Annotated in this window: 21 protein-coding genes and 1 pseudogene; 10 read left to right on the forward strand and 12 right to left on the reverse strand. The window is 62.4% G+C overall.

Annotated elements, in window-relative coordinates; genetic code table 11:
• Positions 1 to 84 precede the first annotated feature (84 nt).
• From ACV095_RS11950 to ACV095_RS11970, 5 genes are all read left to right on the forward strand, one after another.
• On the forward strand, positions 85 to 1,773 hold the full coding sequence (locus ACV095_RS11950) for a tyrosine-type recombinase/integrase (protein WP_478221951.1): 1,689 nt from the start codon (positions 85 to 87) through the stop codon (positions 1,771 to 1,773).
• Positions 1,770 to 2,363 carry a hypothetical protein gene (locus ACV095_RS11955; protein ID WP_478221952.1) on the forward strand — a complete coding sequence of 198 codons (594 nt, stop codon included), beginning with the start codon at positions 1,770 to 1,772 and terminating at the stop codon, positions 2,361 to 2,363. The genes ACV095_RS11950 and ACV095_RS11955 overlap by 4 nt, the downstream gene beginning before the upstream one ends.
• Positions 2,350 to 2,583 carry a hypothetical protein gene (locus tag ACV095_RS11960; protein ID WP_478221953.1) on the forward strand — a complete coding sequence of 78 codons (234 nt, stop codon included), beginning with the start codon at positions 2,350 to 2,352 and terminating at the stop codon, positions 2,581 to 2,583. The genes ACV095_RS11955 and ACV095_RS11960 overlap by 14 nt, the downstream gene beginning before the upstream one ends.
• Before the next feature lie 796 nt (positions 2,584 to 3,379).
• A complete protein-coding gene (locus ACV095_RS11965; RefSeq protein WP_478221954.1) occupies positions 3,380 to 3,907 on the forward strand; it encodes a relaxase domain-containing protein in 528 nt (175 codons plus the stop codon).
• A 314-nt stretch (positions 3,908 to 4,221) separates the two neighbouring features.
• Complete coding sequence (locus ACV095_RS11970; RefSeq protein WP_478221955.1) at positions 4,222 to 4,596, forward strand: hypothetical protein; 375 nt, start codon at positions 4,222 to 4,224, stop codon at positions 4,594 to 4,596.
• A gap of 15 nt (positions 4,597 to 4,611) precedes the next feature.
• On the opposite strand, the gene ACV095_RS11975 is transcribed toward ACV095_RS11970, so the two are convergent.
• From ACV095_RS11975 to ACV095_RS11985, 3 genes are all read right to left on the reverse strand, one after another.
• Positions 4,612 to 5,496 carry a nuclease-related domain-containing protein gene (locus tag ACV095_RS11975; RefSeq protein WP_478221956.1) on the reverse strand — a complete coding sequence of 295 codons (885 nt, stop codon included), beginning with the start codon at positions 5,494 to 5,496 and terminating at the stop codon, positions 4,612 to 4,614.
• A 62-nt stretch (positions 5,497 to 5,558) separates the two neighbouring features.
• Positions 5,559 to 5,987 (reverse strand): RES domain-containing protein, encoded by a 429-nt coding sequence (locus ACV095_RS11980; protein WP_478221957.1) that lies wholly within the window; start codon positions 5,985 to 5,987, stop codon positions 5,559 to 5,561.
• 327 nt (positions 5,988 to 6,314) lie between these two features.
• Positions 6,315 to 6,605: a hypothetical protein gene (locus ACV095_RS11985; RefSeq protein ID WP_478221958.1), complete on the reverse strand. Its 291-nt coding sequence runs from the start codon at positions 6,603 to 6,605 to the stop codon at positions 6,315 to 6,317.
• Between the two features lie 352 nt (positions 6,606 to 6,957).
• Between ACV095_RS11985 and ACV095_RS11990 the strand changes: the two genes are divergently transcribed.
• Both ACV095_RS11990 and ACV095_RS11995 read left to right on the forward strand, forming a co-directional pair.
• On the forward strand, positions 6,958 to 7,140 hold the full coding sequence (locus ACV095_RS11990) for a hypothetical protein (protein WP_478221959.1): 183 nt from the start codon (positions 6,958 to 6,960) through the stop codon (positions 7,138 to 7,140).
• Positions 7,137 to 7,802, forward strand: a complete 666-nt coding sequence (locus ACV095_RS11995) for a helicase associated domain-containing protein (RefSeq protein WP_478221960.1) — start codon at positions 7,137 to 7,139, stop codon at positions 7,800 to 7,802. Before ACV095_RS11990 ends, ACV095_RS11995 begins: the two co-directional genes overlap by 4 nt.
• A 312-nt stretch (positions 7,803 to 8,114) precedes the next feature.
• Here ACV095_RS11995 and ACV095_RS12000 read toward each other — a convergent pair whose 3' ends face one another.
• The 9 genes and pseudogenes from ACV095_RS12000 to ACV095_RS12040 form a co-directional block, all read right to left on the reverse strand.
• Positions 8,115 to 8,399 (reverse strand): hypothetical protein, encoded by a 285-nt coding sequence (locus tag ACV095_RS12000; RefSeq protein WP_478221961.1) that lies wholly within the window; start codon positions 8,397 to 8,399, stop codon positions 8,115 to 8,117.
• 86 nt (positions 8,400 to 8,485) lie between these two features.
• Entirely contained in the window at positions 8,486 to 9,013 is a 528-nt protein-coding gene (locus ACV095_RS12005; protein WP_478221962.1) for a hypothetical protein, read from the reverse strand.
• Positions 9,014 to 9,031: 18 nt separating this feature from the next.
• Positions 9,032 to 9,349 (reverse strand): hypothetical protein, encoded by a 318-nt coding sequence (locus ACV095_RS12010; protein WP_478221963.1) that lies wholly within the window; start codon positions 9,347 to 9,349, stop codon positions 9,032 to 9,034.
• A gap of 64 nt (positions 9,350 to 9,413) precedes the next feature.
• Positions 9,414 to 9,959, reverse strand: coding sequence for a hypothetical protein (locus ACV095_RS12015; protein WP_478221964.1), 546 nt, complete (start codon positions 9,957 to 9,959; stop codon positions 9,414 to 9,416).
• Positions 9,960 to 9,991: 32 nt separating this feature from the next.
• On the reverse strand, positions 9,992 to 10,480 hold the full coding sequence (locus ACV095_RS12020; RefSeq protein ID WP_478221965.1) for a hypothetical protein: 489 nt from the start codon (positions 10,478 to 10,480) through the stop codon (positions 9,992 to 9,994).
• The gene (locus ACV095_RS12025) at positions 10,477 to 10,731 is read right to left on the reverse strand and encodes a helix-turn-helix domain-containing protein (protein WP_478221966.1); all 255 of its coding nucleotides are present in this window, start codon (positions 10,729 to 10,731) and stop codon (positions 10,477 to 10,479) included. Before ACV095_RS12025 ends, ACV095_RS12020 begins: the two co-directional genes overlap by 4 nt.
• A gap of 107 nt (positions 10,732 to 10,838) precedes the next feature.
• Complete coding sequence (locus ACV095_RS12030; RefSeq protein ID WP_478221967.1) at positions 10,839 to 11,999, reverse strand: hypothetical protein; 1,161 nt, start codon at positions 11,997 to 11,999, stop codon at positions 10,839 to 10,841.
• 44 nt (positions 12,000 to 12,043) lie between these two features.
• Positions 12,044 to 12,361: pseudogene (locus ACV095_RS12035) on the reverse strand (PspA/IM30 family protein); the annotation flags it as partial.
• Between the two features lie 231 nt (positions 12,362 to 12,592).
• On the reverse strand, positions 12,593 to 14,458 hold the full coding sequence (locus ACV095_RS12040) for a hypothetical protein (protein ID WP_478221968.1): 1,866 nt from the start codon (positions 14,456 to 14,458) through the stop codon (positions 12,593 to 12,595).
• 1,430 nt (positions 14,459 to 15,888) lie between these two features.
• Between ACV095_RS12040 and ACV095_RS12045 the strand changes: the two genes are divergently transcribed.
• The 3 genes from ACV095_RS12045 (at position 15,889) to istB (ending at position 19,070) form a co-directional block, all read left to right on the forward strand.
• On the forward strand, positions 15,889 to 16,491 hold the full coding sequence (locus tag ACV095_RS12045; RefSeq protein ID WP_478221969.1) for a hypothetical protein: 603 nt from the start codon (positions 15,889 to 15,891) through the stop codon (positions 16,489 to 16,491).
• 261 nt (positions 16,492 to 16,752) lie between these two features.
• On the forward strand, positions 16,753 to 18,285 hold the full coding sequence (gene istA, locus ACV095_RS12050) for an IS21 family transposase (RefSeq protein WP_223993174.1): 1,533 nt from the start codon (positions 16,753 to 16,755) through the stop codon (positions 18,283 to 18,285).
• Entirely contained in the window at positions 18,282 to 19,070 is a 789-nt protein-coding gene (istB, locus tag ACV095_RS12055) for an IS21-like element helper ATPase IstB (protein WP_223917527.1), read from the forward strand. Before istA ends, istB begins: the two co-directional genes overlap by 4 nt.
• The last annotated feature ends 219 nt before the right edge of the window (positions 19,071 to 19,289 follow it).

Here is a 19,289-nt window from a genome sequence, read left to right on the forward strand (position 1 = left end):
CGCCAGTGGGATCACGACAGGTGGGACCTGCGGCCCCTCGGTTACCAGGTCCCGACGTGGGCCAGATTCGCCGACCGCCGTGACATGAACGGATTGGGCGCCACGCACATCAGCCAACCATGGCTAGGAGCCATCGCCCGCGAATGGGTCTTCAGAGGTGCGCTCAGACAACTCAGCGGCAGCTATATGGACGATGTCGTCATGGGACTGGCCCTGCTGTCATCGTCCCTGCGGGGCCGGCCGGATCGGGGGGATGATTGCCTCCGGTTGAAACGCGCCGACATGAGCGGATTCATTATCGGCGTCGGACGGCTCCAGAAAGCGGGCAAGATCTCCGACAAAGGCGCAGCGCGAATTATCCGGTTGGTCTCCATGGTGCTCGATGAAGTCCACTCCGGATCCATTCGTCAGGTTCACGGGCTACCGGTGTCATTGCCGTCTGAGTTCGCCCTCAGAAGATCCGATACGCCGAGAGCGCGGCCGGACTCCCCAGACCGCGCGAGCCATGCTCTTCCACACACGGTCGTGCGTCAATTGCTTTCGGACACTTCGCTGAAACAGCTGATCTCCGTCGGCGGGCCTACCGCGGTCAACTACGTCAAGATCGGCCTTGGGACTGGTCGGCGTCCCGGCGAACTGCTGCGACTAAGGGCCTCCAACTGCTTGGACTACAACATGCACCGCGACAGCACAGGGGAACACAGCGAACATGCCGTACTCGTTCACAACATGCCCAAGGTCGGGATTATTGGGTATCGTCTGCCGATCGACGCTCTGACGGCATCGGCCATATCCGAGCAGCAAACTTGGGTGCTGCAGGCATTTCCGCACACCCAGCAGGAACAGCTCCCGCTCTTTCCTTCGATTCATAACAATCCCGACGGGCGGATTCCGATCAACTCGAACCAGCTCGGAGTATGCCTAAGGAAATGGCTTGACCGGTTGCCGGAGCTGGCGGCGCCGGGAATTGATCAGGACGGCCGGGCAAAGCCGGACCAGTCCGCGCAGCCAGGTCACTCGCGCGCTTTCCCAAAGAATCGCATCTATCTTTATGCGTTCCGCCATACCTGGGCCCAAAACCACGCCGACGCAGGAACGCCGCTCGAGGTGCTTCAAGACCTCATGGGCCATGCGAGTCCAAGAACGACGCAGATCTACTACCGGATCACCAGTGCACGGCGCCACGAAGCGGTCTCCCGCCTGGCCCGGATGCGTGTGGACAACCTCGGCGGGCTAGTCGAGGCCGGCACCGCGGCAGGAAGCCGCGAGGAATCCAACCGGGCCATCATCGGCGCCACTGCTGTTCCCTTTGGCCAGTGCGTCGAGCCCAGCAACGTCCAGTCCGGCGGACACAGCTGCCCTTACCGAATGCGATGTCTGGGCTGCTCCCACTTCAGAACGGACCCCTCATACCTCCCGGACCTCCGCGAATACCTCACGCAACTCCTCGTCAGCCGCGAACGGATCAACACCGAAACCGGGATTCTTGAGCCATGGGCAGTCGAAGCTGCGACGCCGCGGCCAGAGGAAATCGAGCGAGTCCGCCATCTCATCCGACGATGCGAAGAATCCCTGGCGACCTTGACCCCTGACGAACGGGAGGAAATCGATGGCTACATCTCCCAACTGCGACGGAGCCGTGGTTCCATGAGCAAGGCAGTGCCATTAATGCTCTCCAAGACCGTTCGCGTCAGCGACCCAGACTTTGCACCTACCGGGCCAGAAGCCAACGCCCTTAGGGCGGGCGGGGTTGCAGGAGTTACAGTCCGATGAACACGAGAACGGCGGCAATGCGCGCCACTCGCCGCGCGACAAGCTCCACCAAACACCAAAGCGTCCGGACAACCATTGAACGATCCCTGGCACGTGCTGAACAGACCTCGGCCGCGGGCATCGCACGGGCAGCTGGAGTCTCGGAAACATTTCTCTATCGCCACGAGAAGCAGGACTGCGACCTCTGCCAAACAGTATTTGGAGGCGGACCCCTGACGTTCTACCGGCGGGCCACAGCACGCACCACCACCGGGAATGAGCAGAGAAACGCTCATGAAGCCATCACGACAACGCTCTCCCTTAAAGCAGACCTCGCCAACAGCACGGCAGCCAACCGGCGACTCCGCGAACAGATCCGCAAACTCGAACGCAAACTATCCACCATCCTCGGTTACCAAGCCGAAGCGAACCTTGGAATCGGCACTCTGACCGGCAACACGATCGACGAATCGGGGATGACCGCGCTCCAGCAAAGGATACGAGAACTCGAAGACACGCTCACTGAACGCGACGAACAACTTGAGGCCGTCAGGCGAGTCAACAGCGACCTTTTCAAACAACTCAACGGAGCGCGCCATGACCAAACCTAAGAACCACTTCATCCTCTCCGACGAAGACCTCATCAGAATAAAAGATGCAGCCCAGGTCCTTGAGGCGCTGGATTCAACCCGCCCCGCGGAGATGACCGAACTCTTTTACGCGGCACACTACTGGGATCTCTTGGAATCCCTCCGCGACTTGCTGGAAATGCTCGACTTCGGAAATACGACTGAGCATCGAGACAACCCCGAGCAAGCCTCAACCGACTGAACCTACCGCCAATCCGTATAGGTTCATCGTTTGTTAGACCACTTGCGCACGTCCCGGGCGCACAATCCCAAGGCTCCGACAGAAACCGGTACCGAGAACGGGCTGTAGCGCTATTCAGCTGTCCGCCTCATCTTCCACACGCCCAGCCTAGATACCGATGCCACAGTTGTCGCAGGCCGCCTATGTACCCATCCGTCCTTCACACCTCTGGCATCCAAGGCGCCAGCGTTAGATGCTGTCACGGCCAGTCATGTTGCCCCGCTGAGCCTCGCTGATGAATCAACGTGAACCAGAAGAATTGCGAAGAGTGCCGTACCACTTTCGAAGCGACGCGGAGGAGCCACCGGTTCTGCTCCCAACGTTGCGCGAACAGGCACCGGAGTCGTCGCCACCGAGCCACAATTCGACCTTCTACAGTGCCGGCAACAACTTTGAGCTCGCCGCACCTCAAAGCGCAGTTGCAGGCTACGAAGCGTCGTCTGGAGTCCGAGAGGATATCCTGCGAGCGCCAACGCCAAGTGGTTCAGTCCAAGCTCCGCTCTCAAGCCGCAGAGATCGACCGGCTCGAAGCCGAGAGTTCGGAACAGCGGCTGAGCATCAACCTCCTCCAGTCGGAGGTCGCACGCCTTAAACGAGCTCAACGGACTAATGTGCAGGACCTGGCGCACACCGCGGCCTTGCTTGTCTCAATCTCCCGTGCCAAGGGAGTGGCCCTTGACGTCCGAACCTTGGACATCCTCCGCCGGCGGGGTTGGGATCCAAGCAAACAGCAAGCAGGGGCACCCCGACTGTGACCATGTCTATCGCACGTCTGTCTGCCCAGTCGGGTCTGCGCTACCTGTTCAAGACGACGATGATGGATGACTTTTCCGGTTCTCCCCCGGACCCCACCACGTACTACATGAAGGCGGGCACACCCCAGGGGCGTTGGATTGGCGGCGGACTAAACGGCATCGGTAAGACGCTGGGTGACGCCGTTACGGAAACCGACGCAAGAGCGGTATTTGACATGGCGGTGCATCCGCAGACCGGCACTCCCCTGGGCAGGCCGCACGCCCAATCTGCCGCTGTCGAGAACAAGGCCGGCCAATCAGCTCAACGGCGTGCGGTCGTTGGCTTCGACCTGACGTTCAGCGTGCCAAAGTCGGTGTCCGTACTCTGGGCGCTGAGCCCGCACAGCAAGCAGCAGCAGATCCTGCGAACCCACCACGAAGCGGTAGAGGCGACCCTTGCGTGGCTGGAAAAGAACGTCATCCACACAAGGGCCGGCCGTAACGGAGTCGCCCATATCGGCACGCAAGGAGCAGCGAGCTCAACCCCATGAGCATCCACGCCCACGCGGGGACCCTGCCCTTCCCTGGCTGCGGGGATGGCTCGTTGCCGACAGGCGACGGCTGCGGCGGAAACGGCTCCGTTGGTTCGGACATGATTAGAATCCCCACATTCTGATGGCTATACGGGCAGCGCTCTAGTACAGATGCCAGTACAAGTCACTGCGGGTTGAAGCGCACGAGTACCCGGTACTCGATTTCTCCTCGTCGTCCGGAGGTAAGCTGTCGTGCGGCATCGGCAGTCCCACAGCACCACGGATACTGAAGTTCAGCCATCGGCTTACGGGCAGTTGGCATTCCCGTGCTGGTGGATGAGCAGTATTCTGCTTCCAACGGCGGGGGAATCATGGCGGAGACCGAGACGGAGAAGCTTGCGGACGGCGGCTCGATGGAGCTGGTCCGCGTGCCGGCCTGGGAAGTGAAGTACCGGCTGACAGACAACCAGGACGAGTTGGCGCACTTCGTATGCTGCCGCGACCTGGACTGGCGCAAGGCCGCCTGCGGCTACGAGGAACCCGACATGCCGATCATGAAGGAAGCCACGGTCCTCTGCACCATGTGCGTGGAAGTCATCCGCCGCCTGGGCGGCGAGCCGGGAGTACCCACCTGCCCCTACGACCAGCAGCCGTGCCCGGACGATGAGGAACTGGACCGGATCATCGACGAGCGAACCTCACGCTGACAGCGGCCCCATGCCTCAGTGGTTCGCGGTCCAGGTGTCTGAGCGCCTGGCGACGTTGTAGATGACGTCCACCCAGGCTGGCGTGAAGACCTCGCCCCCGCGTGTAACGGCGGCCCATGCCCCTTCCCCGGGCACGAGGAGGGTGGGCAGGTAACTGAGCACGCTGACGGTCGACCATGCCGCCACCAACGGCTGGACCGCCAGGTCCATCCGCGCTGCCCGGGACATGTACTCGGCGGCAAGGCCGGCATCCCGGGACAACGACTCGATCCATGTCTGCCGGTAGCCATCCGCGTAGGCAGTACCGTCTTTGGCCGTGACGGCATAGGTGCTGGTCTTGGTGTTGATGGCATGGATCCTGGTCGGGCCGATGACCAGGTGGTCTATGTCCTTCCGCGGCGACAGCGGGATCGAGTGCAGCACCTTGTAGCCGTCCCGCTCCAAGGCCGCGAGGACACCGGCTGTCCGCTGCTCACCGGCGAGACCGGCCCGGTACGAGGCATCGTCAAGGTTCTCGAGGAGCTTGCCTGGCCGGTTGGCGGCCAAGTCCTGCCAGGGCATCACCGCGCGCTGAGGTCTGGTCAGTTTCTCCGTCTCAGACTGAGGCTCCAGCGAGGGGGCCGGAGCCGAGAACCCGGGCGCCAGACCGGCCAGGGCACGCCTCAGCAGGGCCGCCGTCTCGACCGACTCCGGGACTGCGGCCATTGTGGCCAGGTCCAGGTAGCCGACCTTGGATCCGTCCTGCAGGTTGATGTACAGCCTCCGCAGTTCCTTGAGCTTCCAGGGGTTGTAGACGAAAGTGGGAGCAGGCGCAGGCGTCGGGGGCGGGTCAACGACCGCGGCAGGCGACGCCGCCCGCTCGGCCAGGGCCGCTGGTTTCATCCAGGCAAACGCATCCATGGCATGCTCCCTCATCGTCGTTTACAGGGAGCATGCGTAGGTCTATGCCATGACAGCCAGCCTCAGCGGATGACCTTGCGGATGATGGCCGCTGCCTCCTGGATGGCGTCGTGCTCCATTGTGAGCGGTTCGGGCTCGCCCGCGACCTGGAGGCCCTTCACGTCCCAAAGGCCGATGCTGGCCCAGCGCGGTTCGTAGAAAGACCACCACGACAGGCCCTCGACGGTGCCCGTGTCGTAGATGGCCCTGGCCCACTGCTGGGTGGAATCCCGGTCGCGGGAAACGACACTGCTGGGGCGCAGCGACCAGTCCAGCAGCACCTGCGGGTCATCGAGGTCCAGGATGGCGGGGTCCCCGGTGTACCGCACCAGCGCCTTCCGGGTCCGGTACGGGGTGCCGGGCGGCGGGGCCAGGATGTCCGGGGTCCAGGTCAGGTATCTGCCGAAAGCCTCGGCTACCGCGCCCTCCGGGCTGTCACCGACGTACAGCACCTTGTACTCACGGTCGGGGTCATCGACCCGGCCGGCCCCCTGGCGCGGCCAGATGTAGAGGGGGTGCCCTTGAACGGCACGACCGGGGTCCTCTCCGGCACCCCGACTACAGCAGGGAGGTCGACCTTCACAGTCGCCGCCACCAATGGGGTAAGCCCTGACGCCGTCTCGCCACGCATCACGATCACCGTTTCAAAAGGGCGCTCAAATTCAGGGGGCGTGGAAAAGCAAGAACGGGACCTTGGTAGCCACGGGCTGACCGCAACCTGCCCCAAGGTCTTCCGTTTGCACCCTTGGAGGACGAGATTAGTCAGTCCGGAGTGCCGGCTACCGTCCAGTCAATGTCACGCGCACACAGCTCCAGGTCCCTGGGACCTGATGGGGAAGAACCCTGGACGTGCCGGGCAAGCTATTCGGGAAAGACTCCCCTTCGTCCGTCAGCGGGTCACCGAAGATGTCTGGAGCCTCGCCAAGCTGTTCAAGGCCCTCGATTCGGGCGCTCTTCCTGCATTCGTCGGACACGGTGTAGCACCAGGTGGCGCGGCCTTCGGCGACGAGGCGCAGCAGGTCCATATGGCCGATCTGTGCCAAGTTCACCAGCACGGTGTTGTCGGGCATGAACAGCTGACCGCTCAAGCGTTTGCCGCCAACCCCAATTCGGCTGCCAGATCGTCAAGACGCATGGTCGATGTCACCCTCTCCAACCGGGTGCGGTCATCCGGAGCCAGCGCACCTTGAGCGAGGTCGAAACCATTGACTCACACCTCCGGGACAGATGCCAGCGATCCTTCACCCCCAGACCCATATGGCTTGACTACCTAACTATCAGCCTGCTTACAATAGCTACAGAGGATGGGGATCCGCCGTACGGGGAATCGAAGAGGGTGCGCTCAGCGAACGGGGCGCACCTTCTTCGCGTCCAGGGGCCATGGTCCGACGCAGCCGCTTTTGCCGCTGGTACCGTTCAACGATGGCGACCAAGAACAGGATCGGCAGATCCATCATCATCTTCCTGGCCGGCTTCGTGCCGTGGGCGCTGCTGTGGCAGCCACTCGGAGCTGTGCAGGCCTTCCTCGTCGGCCTGGTGGTGGCTGCCGCCGTCGCCATTTCCTTTGCTCTCATGGCCAGACGTGCCAGACGGCGAGCTTCATGACGCAGACCAAACGCCAAGCGCCGGATCCGGAGTGGGTGCTGATGTACCGGCAGGGTATCCCGGCCGCGAAGATTGCCGCCGGCGCGGGCGTGGCATGGTCCGTGGTGCGGTACCACCTGGCCCTGGCTGTGAAGCAGGACCCAGGCCTGCGTACCGAACATCTGAGGGCCCTGCCGCCTTCTCCCCCGCGGCTGACGGCCGCCGGCCAGCGCACCCTGGAGGAGCTTCTGGCCTTCCACGAGACGGAGGGACGGCTGCCGGTCGCCGGCCGGGACGCGCAAGAGTCGAAGCTTGCCGGGTGGCTGGCCCGGCGCCGCAAGGAGGCGGGCGACGGGGCCCTCTCCCCCGCCTACGCCCACGCGCTGGCGGCCATCCCTGGTTGGCGGGATCAGCCCACGAAACGGGACGTCGACGCGGCCCGCTGGGAGCGGCGCCTCACCGAGCTGGCCGCCTGGCTGGCAGCAGGCCATGAGCTCCCCCGGCACCAGAAGACCGAGGACCAGGAGGAAGGCACGCTGGGCGTGTGGCTGCACACGCAGCGCATCGACCATCGGGCCGGGAAGCTCACCGCGGCCAAGGAGAAGCAGCTGAACGAGGTCATCCCGGGCTGGCGGCAGGGCCGGGTGCGGCCGGGCGGGACAAGCCGGAGAGGCAGAGTCTAAGCGTCGGGCATTTTCCAGACGGGGCGCCTCGGCTCCTTAGCCGCCAGCCCAATGGCTAAAATTTCCCCCGCCCACAGCCCGTTCATCGTCGTCTTTGCCACACCGCAGACAGCGCTTGTACACCCGGCCGTCTTCGGAATGTTCGACGTGCCACTTATGGCTGATATTCAGCTTGCACAACAGCGCCCCAAACATGACAGTCTCCGTTCGGCGCAGACGGCTACTGGCAATCTAATGATGGCCCTGATCCAGCGCGGCCGGAACCGGTAAATACTGGCCCTTTACCCGTGCCAGAACCAGCAAGACTGTGCCTCAGTCAGGAAGGGTGAAGAAGCTGGCCGGATCCTCAGCGCCCAGCAGGTCGTGGTGGAAGGCGATGGCGTCCACCGGCCGCGTGTCCACGAAGAGGACGGCCACATTCCGTGAATGGACCACCGTGTACCGGGTGAGGTCTTCGACCCAGGAGTGGATGCCGGTGTACTCCTCGACAAACAGTCCGTTACCGAGCAGCCCCCGCTGATCGAGCAGGTCGTAGACAAGATTCCAGGCGAGATCCATGAGTTCATGGATGGCCGCCTCCACCGTTGGAGCCGTCATGATTCCATGGTCCTCCGGGGCACCGACAGATTTGCGGACCAGGGCAGGTGTGTCCCTAATGTGCCTGCATCAGAAGGGCCGGGAAACTACTCCGGCCTGCGGCCGCCAACTTCTCGATGCCAGTACCTGGCGTCCTCGCTCCCGGTGCTGAGTATTGCATCGAGCTGCCACGGCGCCGGCCACAGCTGCAGGAGATACTCGTCGACGGCGCCCTCGGCAAACTCCCCGAGGCGCCCCTCATCCCGGCCCTTGGCGCTAACACGCAGCCTGTAGGAACCTGGCGGAAGTCCTACGGGCCCGGTGTGGCCCCACCAGTCACTCCAGACCATCTCATGCCGGTTCGGCAGCGCGATAGATACCTCGACGACGTCCTCCCACTGCCCGTAATCGCTTCCCGGCGGTGAATCCAGGAGGACAATGCGAACGGGTGAGCCGCCCGAGCGCCGTGCAAGGTTAACATGAACCCCTTGCCAGTTGGCTGCGCCCACTAGACCGTTGATCTGTCCCCGGTAGAAGCGGTCAAAGTCTCCGTCAAAGGTGCCCTCCTCACCCCAGGAAAGATCGAACTGGCCGTAATCAGTCTCGATCACCTGGTCAAGGAGTACCTGTTCCACAGCCCCAGCGTAGCGCCACTACTGCCGGTCATCGTTCCAAGCGTCGTTCGGGAACCGTTCCGGGTGTTTGGGGTTCCTCCCCCGTTCCCGCCAGTACTCGTCGCGCTGCCAGAGCGATAACCGCACCGCCGCGGTCCCGTAGACGATGACGAAGACGACCTCGACCGCCAGCATCCCGGCCCGCCACGGCCACGGGACGTTCGGGATCAGGTTCAGCACAGCAAAGACCCCGACGAATGGCAGTAACCAGTACGTCAGGCGGTTGATCCTTCGCCGGGCTTCCTCTTTGGAGGCCGGAGGTTGGCCGCCTTGGGGTTCCTTCGCCGGTGCTGGCATGGATGAACTGAATCACCGGCCAGCGGCAGGGGCAAGGTGCTTGAGCTGATCTTTCGGTGGGCGGCTATGGAGAGGCTGGCTCGACGGCTTCCTGGATCTTCTGGACCGTGTCAGGGCTGGCTGCGATTTCGATGGGACCACCGTCTGAGTCGAAGCTGATGACCTGGAAGCCGTACGGCACTGCCTGCTTGTTATCGTGGCGGTCAGCCTTGCGCAGAGGGGATGGAGCGCCAAGGAGTCCGGTGAGGGCCCTGCTGCGGCCGATGGGGACCAAGTCTTCGTAGACGACCGGCTGGAAGTCGATCCGACCCGGCGCCGGCGTCGCGACGCCCAATTGCCAGACGCCGCTCAAAGATCCCAGCCTGGAGTCCGGATACCGCAGGAACATGAGCGACTGGCCGTGCTCGTCTAGCCTGGCCTTGGTCTTCCGAGTGCGCTTTTGAGCGAAGTAGCTGCTGCCCCAGAAAAACAACATCCAAAACACTGTATTCGCAACAGCGGTATCCAGCTTTCGTCCTAGGAGTATGTCAACGATTAGGACGACGACGCCGGCGAGGATGGCGAAAAGGACGGACGACAGGACTGGATGCTTAGCGGCCCACTTCCTCATGGCCAGAGTCTAAGGGCGAACGCGGTCCGCCACTACGGCTCTTCGTCGCCCGGCCCGGCGTCCTCGAGCCCGCCTGTGGCAATGCGCTGGGAGTCTTGAAAACTCTGCTGGCTGGTGGTTTCTAGGAGAGCAAGCAGGAACCTGAACGGTTCGGGGTCAAATTCGACCTGCCTTCGCCCCGCCCAAGCTTCGGCCGCGTCAACGGCTGCTCGCATGGCTTGCACCCCATACACATATGGGGTGTCCGGCGGATGGACCGGGACGGCTACCTGGACCTTCAGGAGGCGGTCGGTCTTCCGGAACGTTCCGGTGCGAACCCCTTGGAAACCAGGTGCGATGAGGTTCCCGGGCACATGGAACTCGACGTTCAGATTCAAGTTCGAATTGAGTTGATCTCTTACACCCGCAACATCCCTTGATAGCCGGATGAGAGCCTCCCGCCACATCCTGCTTTTAGGTGTGAAACCGCCGACGATGACCCCCACGGAGAGGGGTCTGGGTCGGTCGGATGAATCAGTCACGCCTCCTCGGCCCCCACCCCATCATCCACGAACTCGCCGGCGGCAATCCGCCCAGCGGTGCGCCGGTACGCCTCGGCGATGTAGTCCTCCAGATCCTGACGGCCGATGCGCCACATGCCGCGCGCACCAACCTGAAAAGCCCTCAGGTCACCGGCCTTGATCAGCACGTGGACCTGGTTCGGCTTCACGTTCAGCTCGTCCGCGACCTGGGTGGGCGTCAGTAAGCGCGGCTGGTTCGGTTTGTCAGTCACTCGGCCATCCTATGTGTGGAGGTGTACGGGTTTCTGTGTTTCAGGCGGTCTGTTGATGACGGTCCCCCACGGCAAACCCCTGGAACGTCACCTCGCAGCTGACGATGTCACGATTGGTCGGTGTCGGGGGCAACGACCGGGCCGGCCCACTTACCAAGCAGGTCCTTGTTGGCCTCCCTCAGGACGTCGAAGCCAGTTTCGGGGAAGCCCTCGGGGCGGCCCCACCACGCGGTGGGGGTCCGGGAAACCACCATCCGTTTTCCGTCAGCGAGGGGGAAGCTGTTCCAAGCGCCCACCGGCTTCAGGTCCCCATGCCCGGGACCGAGAACCTGGAATGCGAAAATCCCCGGCACCAGCGCCTTGACGAACGAATGATCTGCTGCGAACTCCCGGTCCTCGGGGCCTGGTACGTGCGTTTGAATCATGACGACGCGGGGCGTGACTCCTCCGAAATCGCGAAGCGTCACCGCGGCGTAGTCGTAGAGGGGTGCCAAGTCCTTGAGCAGTTTCGTCAGGGCGTTGATGCCTTCGGGCGCCCCGTCTTTGTACTCAGTGCCGACGATGACCCATCCTTCCCAGGTGAAGTTGACGTACCAGTCGCCGTGACTGGTGGGGAATATCAGGTCTGCTTTCCCGACGTCCGCGCAGCATTGTGTCAGTACCGCAGCGACCTGCCTGGGTTCGCAGCTGGACATCGTGGCGTGTAGCCCAGCGAGGATTCGGCCTGTGGTGTTGTCCGCAGCCCAGTCCGCCAGCCGGGCTACCAGGGTCCTGAAGGCGGGTGATTCAACCGCCCAGCATGTCTGGTTGTCCTTGACTTCCCGGAAGGCCAGAGGCGCCCCGTCTCTGTCGATGGCGGCGTCGCTGGAGCAGAGCGCGGCGATGTAGGCGAAGCGTCGCCGGGTGCGGGGACGGGGACCGAGTTTGTCCGAGCAGGCGGTGATGATTCCTTTGAATCCGAGTGGTTGTATCGCTTCGGCGATACTCGTGGCAATTTGGATCGCATGACTCGGGGCATTGACCGGAAAAACAAAGACGGCAAACCCCTGGCTGACCTCGACGGCATGGAATCGCTGGTGAGGAGCCCACGTCACGGTAATCCCCGCAATGGCCGCATTGATGTCAGCAGTAGAGAGCTGCACCGAACCCGTGCCAGGAATGCAGAGGAAGCCTTGCGCGAAAACCGCGAACGTATTCACCCGGCGGATTTTGGCGGCCTCGATGGTGACCGCGCCAATTGTCAGTTGCTTGCTTGGCTGAGTCCTCATGAAGCGATCCAAGTCTGCCGTCCCGCATCGCGGCAAGGGATTAATCAAGCCTTGAAGGAAAATTCATGACTAGCCGGTCTGGCCAGTAAGAAGCGCCTGGGGTGGTCATGGGCCGCGAGGGCGCCGTCCGAGTAGTCGATGGCCTTCCGGTCCATGGATTTGAGGGCCGCGAGCCGTGCTTCCACTTCGGTCTGCTCTCCGAGGTCTTCGAGGGAGTCGAACTGGGTGTCCAAGGATGAGGCCGCAAGTTCCTGCTGGCCGCGGACGGTGGCTTCCTTCCGGCGAATGTTCTCCTCGTACCGGCCGATGGCCGACGTAGGATCGCCGGCGTCCAAGGCCTTGAGGGCATCGTTGACCTGGGCGCACTCTGGAGATCCTCTACGTGCCGTGTCACCTGTCTCGTAACTATCAACGAACACCCCGATTCCAGCCCAAGGTTGCAAGACATAGTTACGAGAATGGCACTTGCCGGCGCCCGGCCGGGATTCCACCGAAAATCTGTGACCGTGCAGGTGAAGTGAGTGGTCAGTCGTTAAGACGTCTCCAGTCGCAGAAGTACTGATCAGATCAGAGCTCGACTTCTTCCGGGGCCACTAGGGACTTGCTCTTTTCCTGTCCGCATTGCCTGCGCGCACCACAGCCCGTAAGCCCTCACGAAGACCTAGCACCCAATTGCCGCGTTGCGTCCTGGCAAGCGGGGCCAGGTCCGCATGCAATTGCCTGCGTGCGGAGATCGCCGCGCGTATGTCTTGCGCGATCTTCGCGTCAATCATTTCGAGGTCCCTATCGATGAGGCCAAGGTCGACCTCAGATCCATGCAGTAGATCTGCCGTTCCCAAGTAGGCACTGGCCAACGTCGCCTGGGCGAATGCTCGGTCCTCATGGCTTGGGGCCATGAGCTGTGTCTTGAAGTTTGCCGCATCCTCACGGAGTTGCGCGCGAACGTAACCTGCCAGGGGAAGCGATGCACGCCATGGCCCTGAAATGCCCGTATCAGCGAGAATCCAGCGTGTGTGGTTTTGGGTCGGCGTTCGTGACCGCGAGACCCGCGCTTCGCCTAAGTAGATGTCATCCGCTCTCAGGACGGGAACGGTTCCGGACAGGCTCACTTTCCGGTCCTCCTGGAGATTTTCCTGGTATAGGATCTGGAGGGTTCGGATGGCATTCACAATCGTCGCTACCCCCGGTAACCACAACATGAGCCGAAGTACCTGGCCTGGCCGCGAAGGCCGTCCCGAGGCATCGACGATTAGATTCATGGTTGGACATATGGTGCAGGACGACCAGGGACCGGCACCATGGCCACAGTCCGGGCGCGGGGGGCGAGGCTCTCGCACCGTACGGACGGGCTCATCGAATGCCCCCCGCTCCTCCTCAGTCAGCTCAAACCCCTCCAGCTCAGGTTGCTGAAGCACGGTGCTGACTAGCAAAACGGTGTGGCGTTGGATCCGTCGCGACGCTTCGAGGGCCTCGGACGTCGAATCCCGTTGCATCAGGTTGACGTCTTCAAAGACGGTCTCTCCTTGTTGGGAGCGGACTCGACGAAGAACAGACGCCGCGACGGGATCGCTCATTAGGCGGTCGTAGATGAGTTGCACTTTAAGCGATCGGACTAATTCGTCATGCGCTTCTTGACGTAAGTCCAATTGATCATTGATGTCGTCGAAGTTGTCAGTTAGCGTGCCAAATGCTGCTGCCAGGCTTCTTTGGGCCGCAAATACCGTGTCGAATTGCGTGGTCACACCCGTGATTCCAGGATCGGATTGAATACCCAGGTTTCCAGTAACCCCTCCATCAACCAGCCAAAGACTGTTTGGCCGTCGCAGCCCCTTTCGGTTGCGGCTCCCCGTGGGATCGACAGGGTGCTTGATACCGATACGGACGGCGGGCAGAAATGGAGGCAAAGCGGTACTTGCCCGAAGGGCGGTGGAAAAGCTAATTGCAGACGCGTTCATGGGCTGGAGCGGCGGTGCCGCGATGAACGACTGATCCGTGTGTGCGATTATCCCGACATAACCCGACAGCCACAGCTCTGAGGCGACAAAAACATGTTCTCGATGCCAGTTACTGTTGCTGAGAAGACCAAGTCTGCCTGAGAAAACTCTATAATCCTGGGCGAGGAAAACGCGCGGAGCCAGCCATAACAGGTTCCCAAGACTAACGACAAACGCAGTGCCGCCGTAGGCCCATATCCAACCACCTAAAACGGGGGCGAGCGCGAAACCAATACCGATGGCTGCTGCCGTGGGCACTATAAACACAGCGGCAGCCATAAGCATGTGTCGCATTGAGCGGTGACGATCCATCAAGAGTTCGTACAGCTCTTCCAAGGCTTTGACGAGCTCGTCATCGGACGTCGGTCGGCGGATCGCGATCCATGCGTTCGCGAGGCCGCCGCCGCTGACGGAAACAATCTTGCGGACATCCTGCCACTGCCCGGCTGTGACGATCGCAAGCAACGCGCCAATGGCCGCAATGGCCGCACGATACCCGCCGCCTGACAGATAAACAACAACCCTCCGTGGCAACGGCGCCCCCTATCCCTGTTGAGACTTTTCATGCGCGGTGTCGGCTTGCGCAGCCTATTTCTACTTAGTAGCCTGCGAGTCATCAAACCACCACTAATGGCACTAGCGGGTAAAGACACCCCGGCTTCACTTCGGTTGGAGGTACGACTAAGTGCAACGCTGCCGCTAAAGAAGGGGCGATTAAGCAGCTGTTTCGTAACCTCCGCGCCTCGAGTCCCAAGAATTCCGAGACAATCTGGAGCATAGTGTTTGGGCACCTTCACCCTGCATTTCATCTTGCGGGGTAAACGTGTCTACGGCGGAAGCAACGGCACTTAGGCAAGAAAGCATGTTCCAGCTGCACGCTCGACCACCGTGGTGTAGGAAAACTGAAGTCGCGGTAGCTGCGCTGGGGGACCAAGCGTCGGCCCGCTTTTGCCTTTCCCAACCCCGGGTGTCCGCGTTTCCTCCTGGGCAGTGGTGTCGCCGAAGACACACCTGCGCCGTTCTTGCTCCGTCCATTCGTATGATGAAGGCTCCGTAGGGCGTTAAATATTCAATCAACGTGGGGAAGTCACTATGACCATTGAATCCAATCTCGTCGACGCACTTCGGGGTCCGTCCTTGAATTCGCCTGACCCGTGGAGGCGGCAGGCTCACATAATTGCGGATGGCATAGACAGATCGGGACTTGGTGCGCTCATTACCCGTGGAATGAGCGCACCATCCGAGAGCCGCAGTTGAGTGCGGATCGTGTGGAACAGGCTGTGATGAGATCAGCCACCATGCTCTCCTCAGATATTTCAGCATTGAGCGCGGCTGTAGCGCGCCAGACTTTAGTCCTCAGAGCATTGGAGGATGCGATTCGCAATCCTCGCGCCACTCAGGCCAGGGAACTGTATGAACGAGGCCTGAAATCAGTGAGGGCGGGCTGGGGACAGGAGGCCGTCCGCGACCTCCAGGAGTCCGTCGGCGCGACGCAGAATCCCTACGATGTGTCGGCCCAATTCGTGCTGGGCCTGGCATTGGCAGTTGAATCATAGCCGGCAGCCAGTGGCGATGCTTTCTCCCTTGCCTTCCGCTACTCATCCGACGACCCGGGCCTAAATTCGCTTGCTGCCGGCGCTGGCTTGCTGGGTTGCCGTGCGTATCTCGATGCCGGGGACGAGACGTCTGCAAAGTCACTCGTGGCCGCTGCCTTGGAACGAATACCAGATTGCGCGGAGCTCTGGTTCATGAGGGCCAGTCTCCACAGGGATTCAGTCGCCCTAGAGACTGCCCTAAGCCTTGCACCTGAGTTGTCCTTGGACGCAGTGGCGCTCGGCCTCCCTGAAGCGCGAGAAGTATCGGAACAGATAGCGGAGCGCGGGCCCATTGCCTCCATGCACGACATCAACGAGCTCTGCCGACGCACCGACCTTCCGGCAATGGACCTGCCTCCAAGGGAGGATGTGGCAGCATCATCCACCGTATACCCGACCTGGGCCGGCATGGTGGTTCCCGGCATACGACAAGCCATCGCCAAACATCACACCGAAATGAGCAGCGTCAGGTCCTCCATTCCATCTGCAGAAGCGATAGCGGACAGCAAGCCTGCAGGCGTCACAGCGAGTCATGCCTGGCTCAAGTGGGTTATCGGCTTCGGTGTACCGACGGCGATTCTCATCGGGGTGAGCAACTGGGTAGGTGCTGGACTTTCTCGTTTTGATTTTGTTCCCGGGATTCTGGGGGCTTTGATAGTCATCGCGACCCCTTGGATCACGATGTCAGCGGTTGGGATAGCCTCCATCGCGACGAAGAACAGCGAGAAAGTGAATCGTGAAACCACGAGGCGGATGGATGCTGCCCGTGAGGCTGAAAGAGATCTTGTCCGACTCCGGCAAGAGCAGTCGAGCCTGCTCAAGACTGAGTCCGCCGTACTCGAGATTGAAAGCCTGCTGAAACGAGCTGTGCCACCCCGCGTCTACCCTCTGACGCAGCCCTAAACCAGGCAGTCCAGATTTCCCAATGATCCGATGTTCACGGGTCTCCGCATGAATCTGCATGAGTGTAAGCGGCCATGAAAAACTGCCCATAGGCGGCCACGAAATTGCCCACTGACGGCCAGTAGAACTGCCCACTGGTGGCCATGAGATCTGCCCACTTCCTCAACTGTTCCTGCCGCGTCTTCAGCGGCGGGGGCCTCTCCCCGGGATTTGATGACGGTGTCTAGTCGCACCAAATGTCGTCCCAGGAAGAGGCCCTGTATGAAGCATGACGGAGAAATCATGGAAATTCTTGCTGCCTATGATCTGACCGGATCGTTGCGCGCCACCGCGGAGCTCACGGGCTGCTCGCACCACACTGTAGCCAGGCACGTCGCCGCGCGGGACGCCGGCCGGCCAATTGCAGAACCGGCGCCCCGGCCCAGGGTCACGGACGCTTACCTGCCTAAGATCGAGGAATGGGTAGAGGCGTCCAAGGGCCGGATCCGCGCCGACAAGGCCCACGAAAAGCTGCTCGCCCTAGGCTATGAGGGGTCCGAGCGGTCTACGCGCCGGGCGATCGCGCAGGTCAAGGCCGCGTGGCGGCTCGGACACACCCGTGTGCACCGGCCGTGGATCACCGAGCCTGGGATGTGGCTGCAGTACGACTTCGGCGACGGGCCACGGATCGGCGGCGTAAAAACCATTCTGTTCGTTGCCTGGCTGGCGTTCTCAAGGTTCCGGATCGTGATCCCGTTGCGGGACCGGACCGCGCCGAGCGTGTTCGCAGCCCTCGACCGGTGCTTCCGGATCCTGGGCGGGGCACCAACGTATGTCCTGACCGATAACGAGAAAACCGTGACAACGGCCCATGTCGCAGGGGTTCCGGTGCGGAACCAGCAGACCCTGGACTTCGCCCGGCACTACGGGGTCACCGTGCTGACCTGCCAGCCCGCGGACCCTGCAACGAAAGGCGGAGTCGAAGCGTCGGTGAAACTGGCCAAAGCCGACCTCGTGCCCACCGACACGAACCTGAGGCCCGGTTACGCTTCCTTTGCCGAGCTGGAGGCCGCCTGCGAGGCGTTCATGGACGAGGTCAACAACCGCGAACACCGGGCCACCCGACGTAAACCCGCAATGGTTTTGGCGGAGGAAGCGGCCCGGCTGCACCGGATCCCGGAGACCGCGCACACGGTCGCGTTCGGGCTGGCCCGTATAGTCCCGGAGAACACCCCGATGGTCTCCTTCGAGAACGCCCAGTACTCGGTGCCGTCGCATTTGCTCGGCGCGAAGGTGTTCGTCCGCTCCCACGGCACCGGCCCTGACGAACAGGTCATCATCGTCCACCACGGCCCGACCGGCCCGGTCGAAGTCGCCCGCCACGGCCGGGCAAGGCCCGGCAGTCCCGCGGTCATCGAGGAGCACTTCCCAGGGACCAGTACCAGAACCCCGGGCGACTACGCCGTGAAGGCACGCACCGCCGGTGAAGCCGAGTTCCTGGCCATCGGCGCCGGCGCCAAGACCTGGCTCGTGGAAGCCGCGGCTGCAGGAACAGGCCGGATGAACATGAAAATGGCCGAGGCCGTGACCCTGGCCAAGATCGCCGGGACCGAGTCCGTGGACCGTGCCCTGGGAGACGCCGCGCTGCACGGCCGGTTCGCCCACGGCGACCTGCCCTCCATCCTGAACGCGAACATCCGCCGCACCACCACCCACGCCGCTAACGAAACCAGGTCCCTCACCCAAGGCACCAGCGCCTGGGCAGGCCTCGGCGCCGAGCCGTCCAGCGCCCCCGCAAAGGAGCAGAGCCGATGAGCCCGGTCACCACCACGAACACCACCGCCCCGGCCCTGCCGGCCGAACTGGAAGCGCTGATGCGGCAACTGAAGATGCCCCACGCCCGGGCACTGGCACCGGAGCTGATCGCGACCGCCCGCGCCCAGCGCTGGGAACCAACCGAGATCATCAAGGCACTGTTCACCGAAGAAGCCGCAGGCCGGGCCCGGTCCATGCTCGCCACCCGGCGCAAAGCAGCAGGCTTCCCGACCGGGAAGACCTTCGACGTCTGGGACCCCGCCGTCTCCTCCATCCCGGCGCCCACCCAGCAAGCCCTGCGCACCCTGGAATGGATCACCCGACGCGAGAACCTGGTCGTCTGCGGGCCCTCCGGCACCGGGAAAACGTTCTTCCTCGAAGCCCTCGGCCAGCAAGCCGTCGAAGCCGGGATGCGCGTTGCCTGGTTCAGACTCGAAGACCTCGGCGCCCTCATCCGCGCACACCGCACCGACGACAGCGTCACCAGGGCCGTGGCTAGAATCCTCCGCGCGGAACTCGTCGTGATCGATGACATCGGCCTTCTCCCGGTGGCCACCGACGCCGCCGAAGGACTCTACCGGGTCGTGGACGCCGCCTACGAGAAACGCTCCGTCGCGATCAGCTCGAACCTGCACCCCGCCGGCTTCGATGAACTGATGCCCAAAACCCTCGCCACGGCAACCGTGGACCGGCTCCTGCACCACGCCCACGTCTGCCAAACCAGCGGCGACTCCATCCGACTCACTCAAGCCCTCGCCGGGAAAGGAGTCACCGAACTGAACTAACAAACCCTCGACGATGGCCAATCCCACCGAAAACCCTCAGTGGGCAGATCTGTTGGCCATCACCGGGCAGATTTACTGGCCACCAGCGGGCCGATTAACTGGCCGCCCGTGGGCAGAAACCAAAGGCCATTGACACATGAGCAGGAACCAGCAGTTCCACGTCCCGGTATGGGCACGGGGGCCATGCCTGTACTGTGCGAAGTGCGGGCCCAGTGGTTC

The sequence above is a fragment of the Arthrobacter sp. JDC6 genome (assembly GCF_056484025.1).

What these genes read in the sequence shown, in the direction of transcription:
- istA (WP_223993174.1), top strand. Translation starts at nt 16,753, where the DNA reads ATGAAGCATGACGGAGAAATCATGGAAATTCTTGCTGCCTATGATCTG.
- ACV095_RS12015 (WP_478221964.1), bottom strand. Translation starts at nt 9,959, where the DNA reads ATGAGGAAGTGGGCCGCTAAGCATCCAGTCCTGTCGTCCGTCCTTTTC.
- ACV095_RS11965 (WP_478221954.1), top strand. Translation starts at nt 3,380, where the DNA reads ATGTCTATCGCACGTCTGTCTGCCCAGTCGGGTCTGCGCTACCTGTTC.
- ACV095_RS11960 (WP_478221953.1), top strand. Translation starts at nt 2,350, where the DNA reads ATGACCAAACCTAAGAACCACTTCATCCTCTCCGACGAAGACCTCATC.
- ACV095_RS11955 (WP_478221952.1), top strand. Translation starts at nt 1,770, where the DNA reads ATGAACACGAGAACGGCGGCAATGCGCGCCACTCGCCGCGCGACAAGC.
- ACV095_RS12000 (WP_478221961.1), bottom strand. Translation starts at nt 8,399, where the DNA reads ATGACGGCTCCAACGGTGGAGGCGGCCATCCATGAACTCATGGATCTC.
- istB (WP_223917527.1), top strand. Translation starts at nt 18,282, where the DNA reads ATGAGCCCGGTCACCACCACGAACACCACCGCCCCGGCCCTGCCGGCC.
- ACV095_RS11995 (WP_478221960.1), top strand. Translation starts at nt 7,137, where the DNA reads ATGACGCAGACCAAACGCCAAGCGCCGGATCCGGAGTGGGTGCTGATG.
- ACV095_RS12010 (WP_478221963.1), bottom strand. Translation starts at nt 9,349, where the DNA reads ATGCCAGCACCGGCGAAGGAACCCCAAGGCGGCCAACCTCCGGCCTCC.
- ACV095_RS11975 (WP_478221956.1), bottom strand. Translation starts at nt 5,496, where the DNA reads ATGGATGCGTTTGCCTGGATGAAACCAGCGGCCCTGGCCGAGCGGGCG.
- ACV095_RS12045 (WP_478221969.1), top strand. Translation starts at nt 15,889, where the DNA reads ATGCACGACATCAACGAGCTCTGCCGACGCACCGACCTTCCGGCAATG.
- ACV095_RS12030 (WP_478221967.1), bottom strand. Translation starts at nt 11,999, where the DNA reads ATGAGGACTCAGCCAAGCAAGCAACTGACAATTGGCGCGGTCACCATC.
- ACV095_RS11990 (WP_478221959.1), top strand. Translation starts at nt 6,958, where the DNA reads ATGGCGACCAAGAACAGGATCGGCAGATCCATCATCATCTTCCTGGCC.
- ACV095_RS11985 (WP_478221958.1), bottom strand. Translation starts at nt 6,605, where the DNA reads ATGCCCGACAACACCGTGCTGGTGAACTTGGCACAGATCGGCCATATG.
- ACV095_RS11950 (WP_478221951.1), top strand. Translation starts at nt 85, where the DNA reads ATGAACGGATTGGGCGCCACGCACATCAGCCAACCATGGCTAGGAGCC.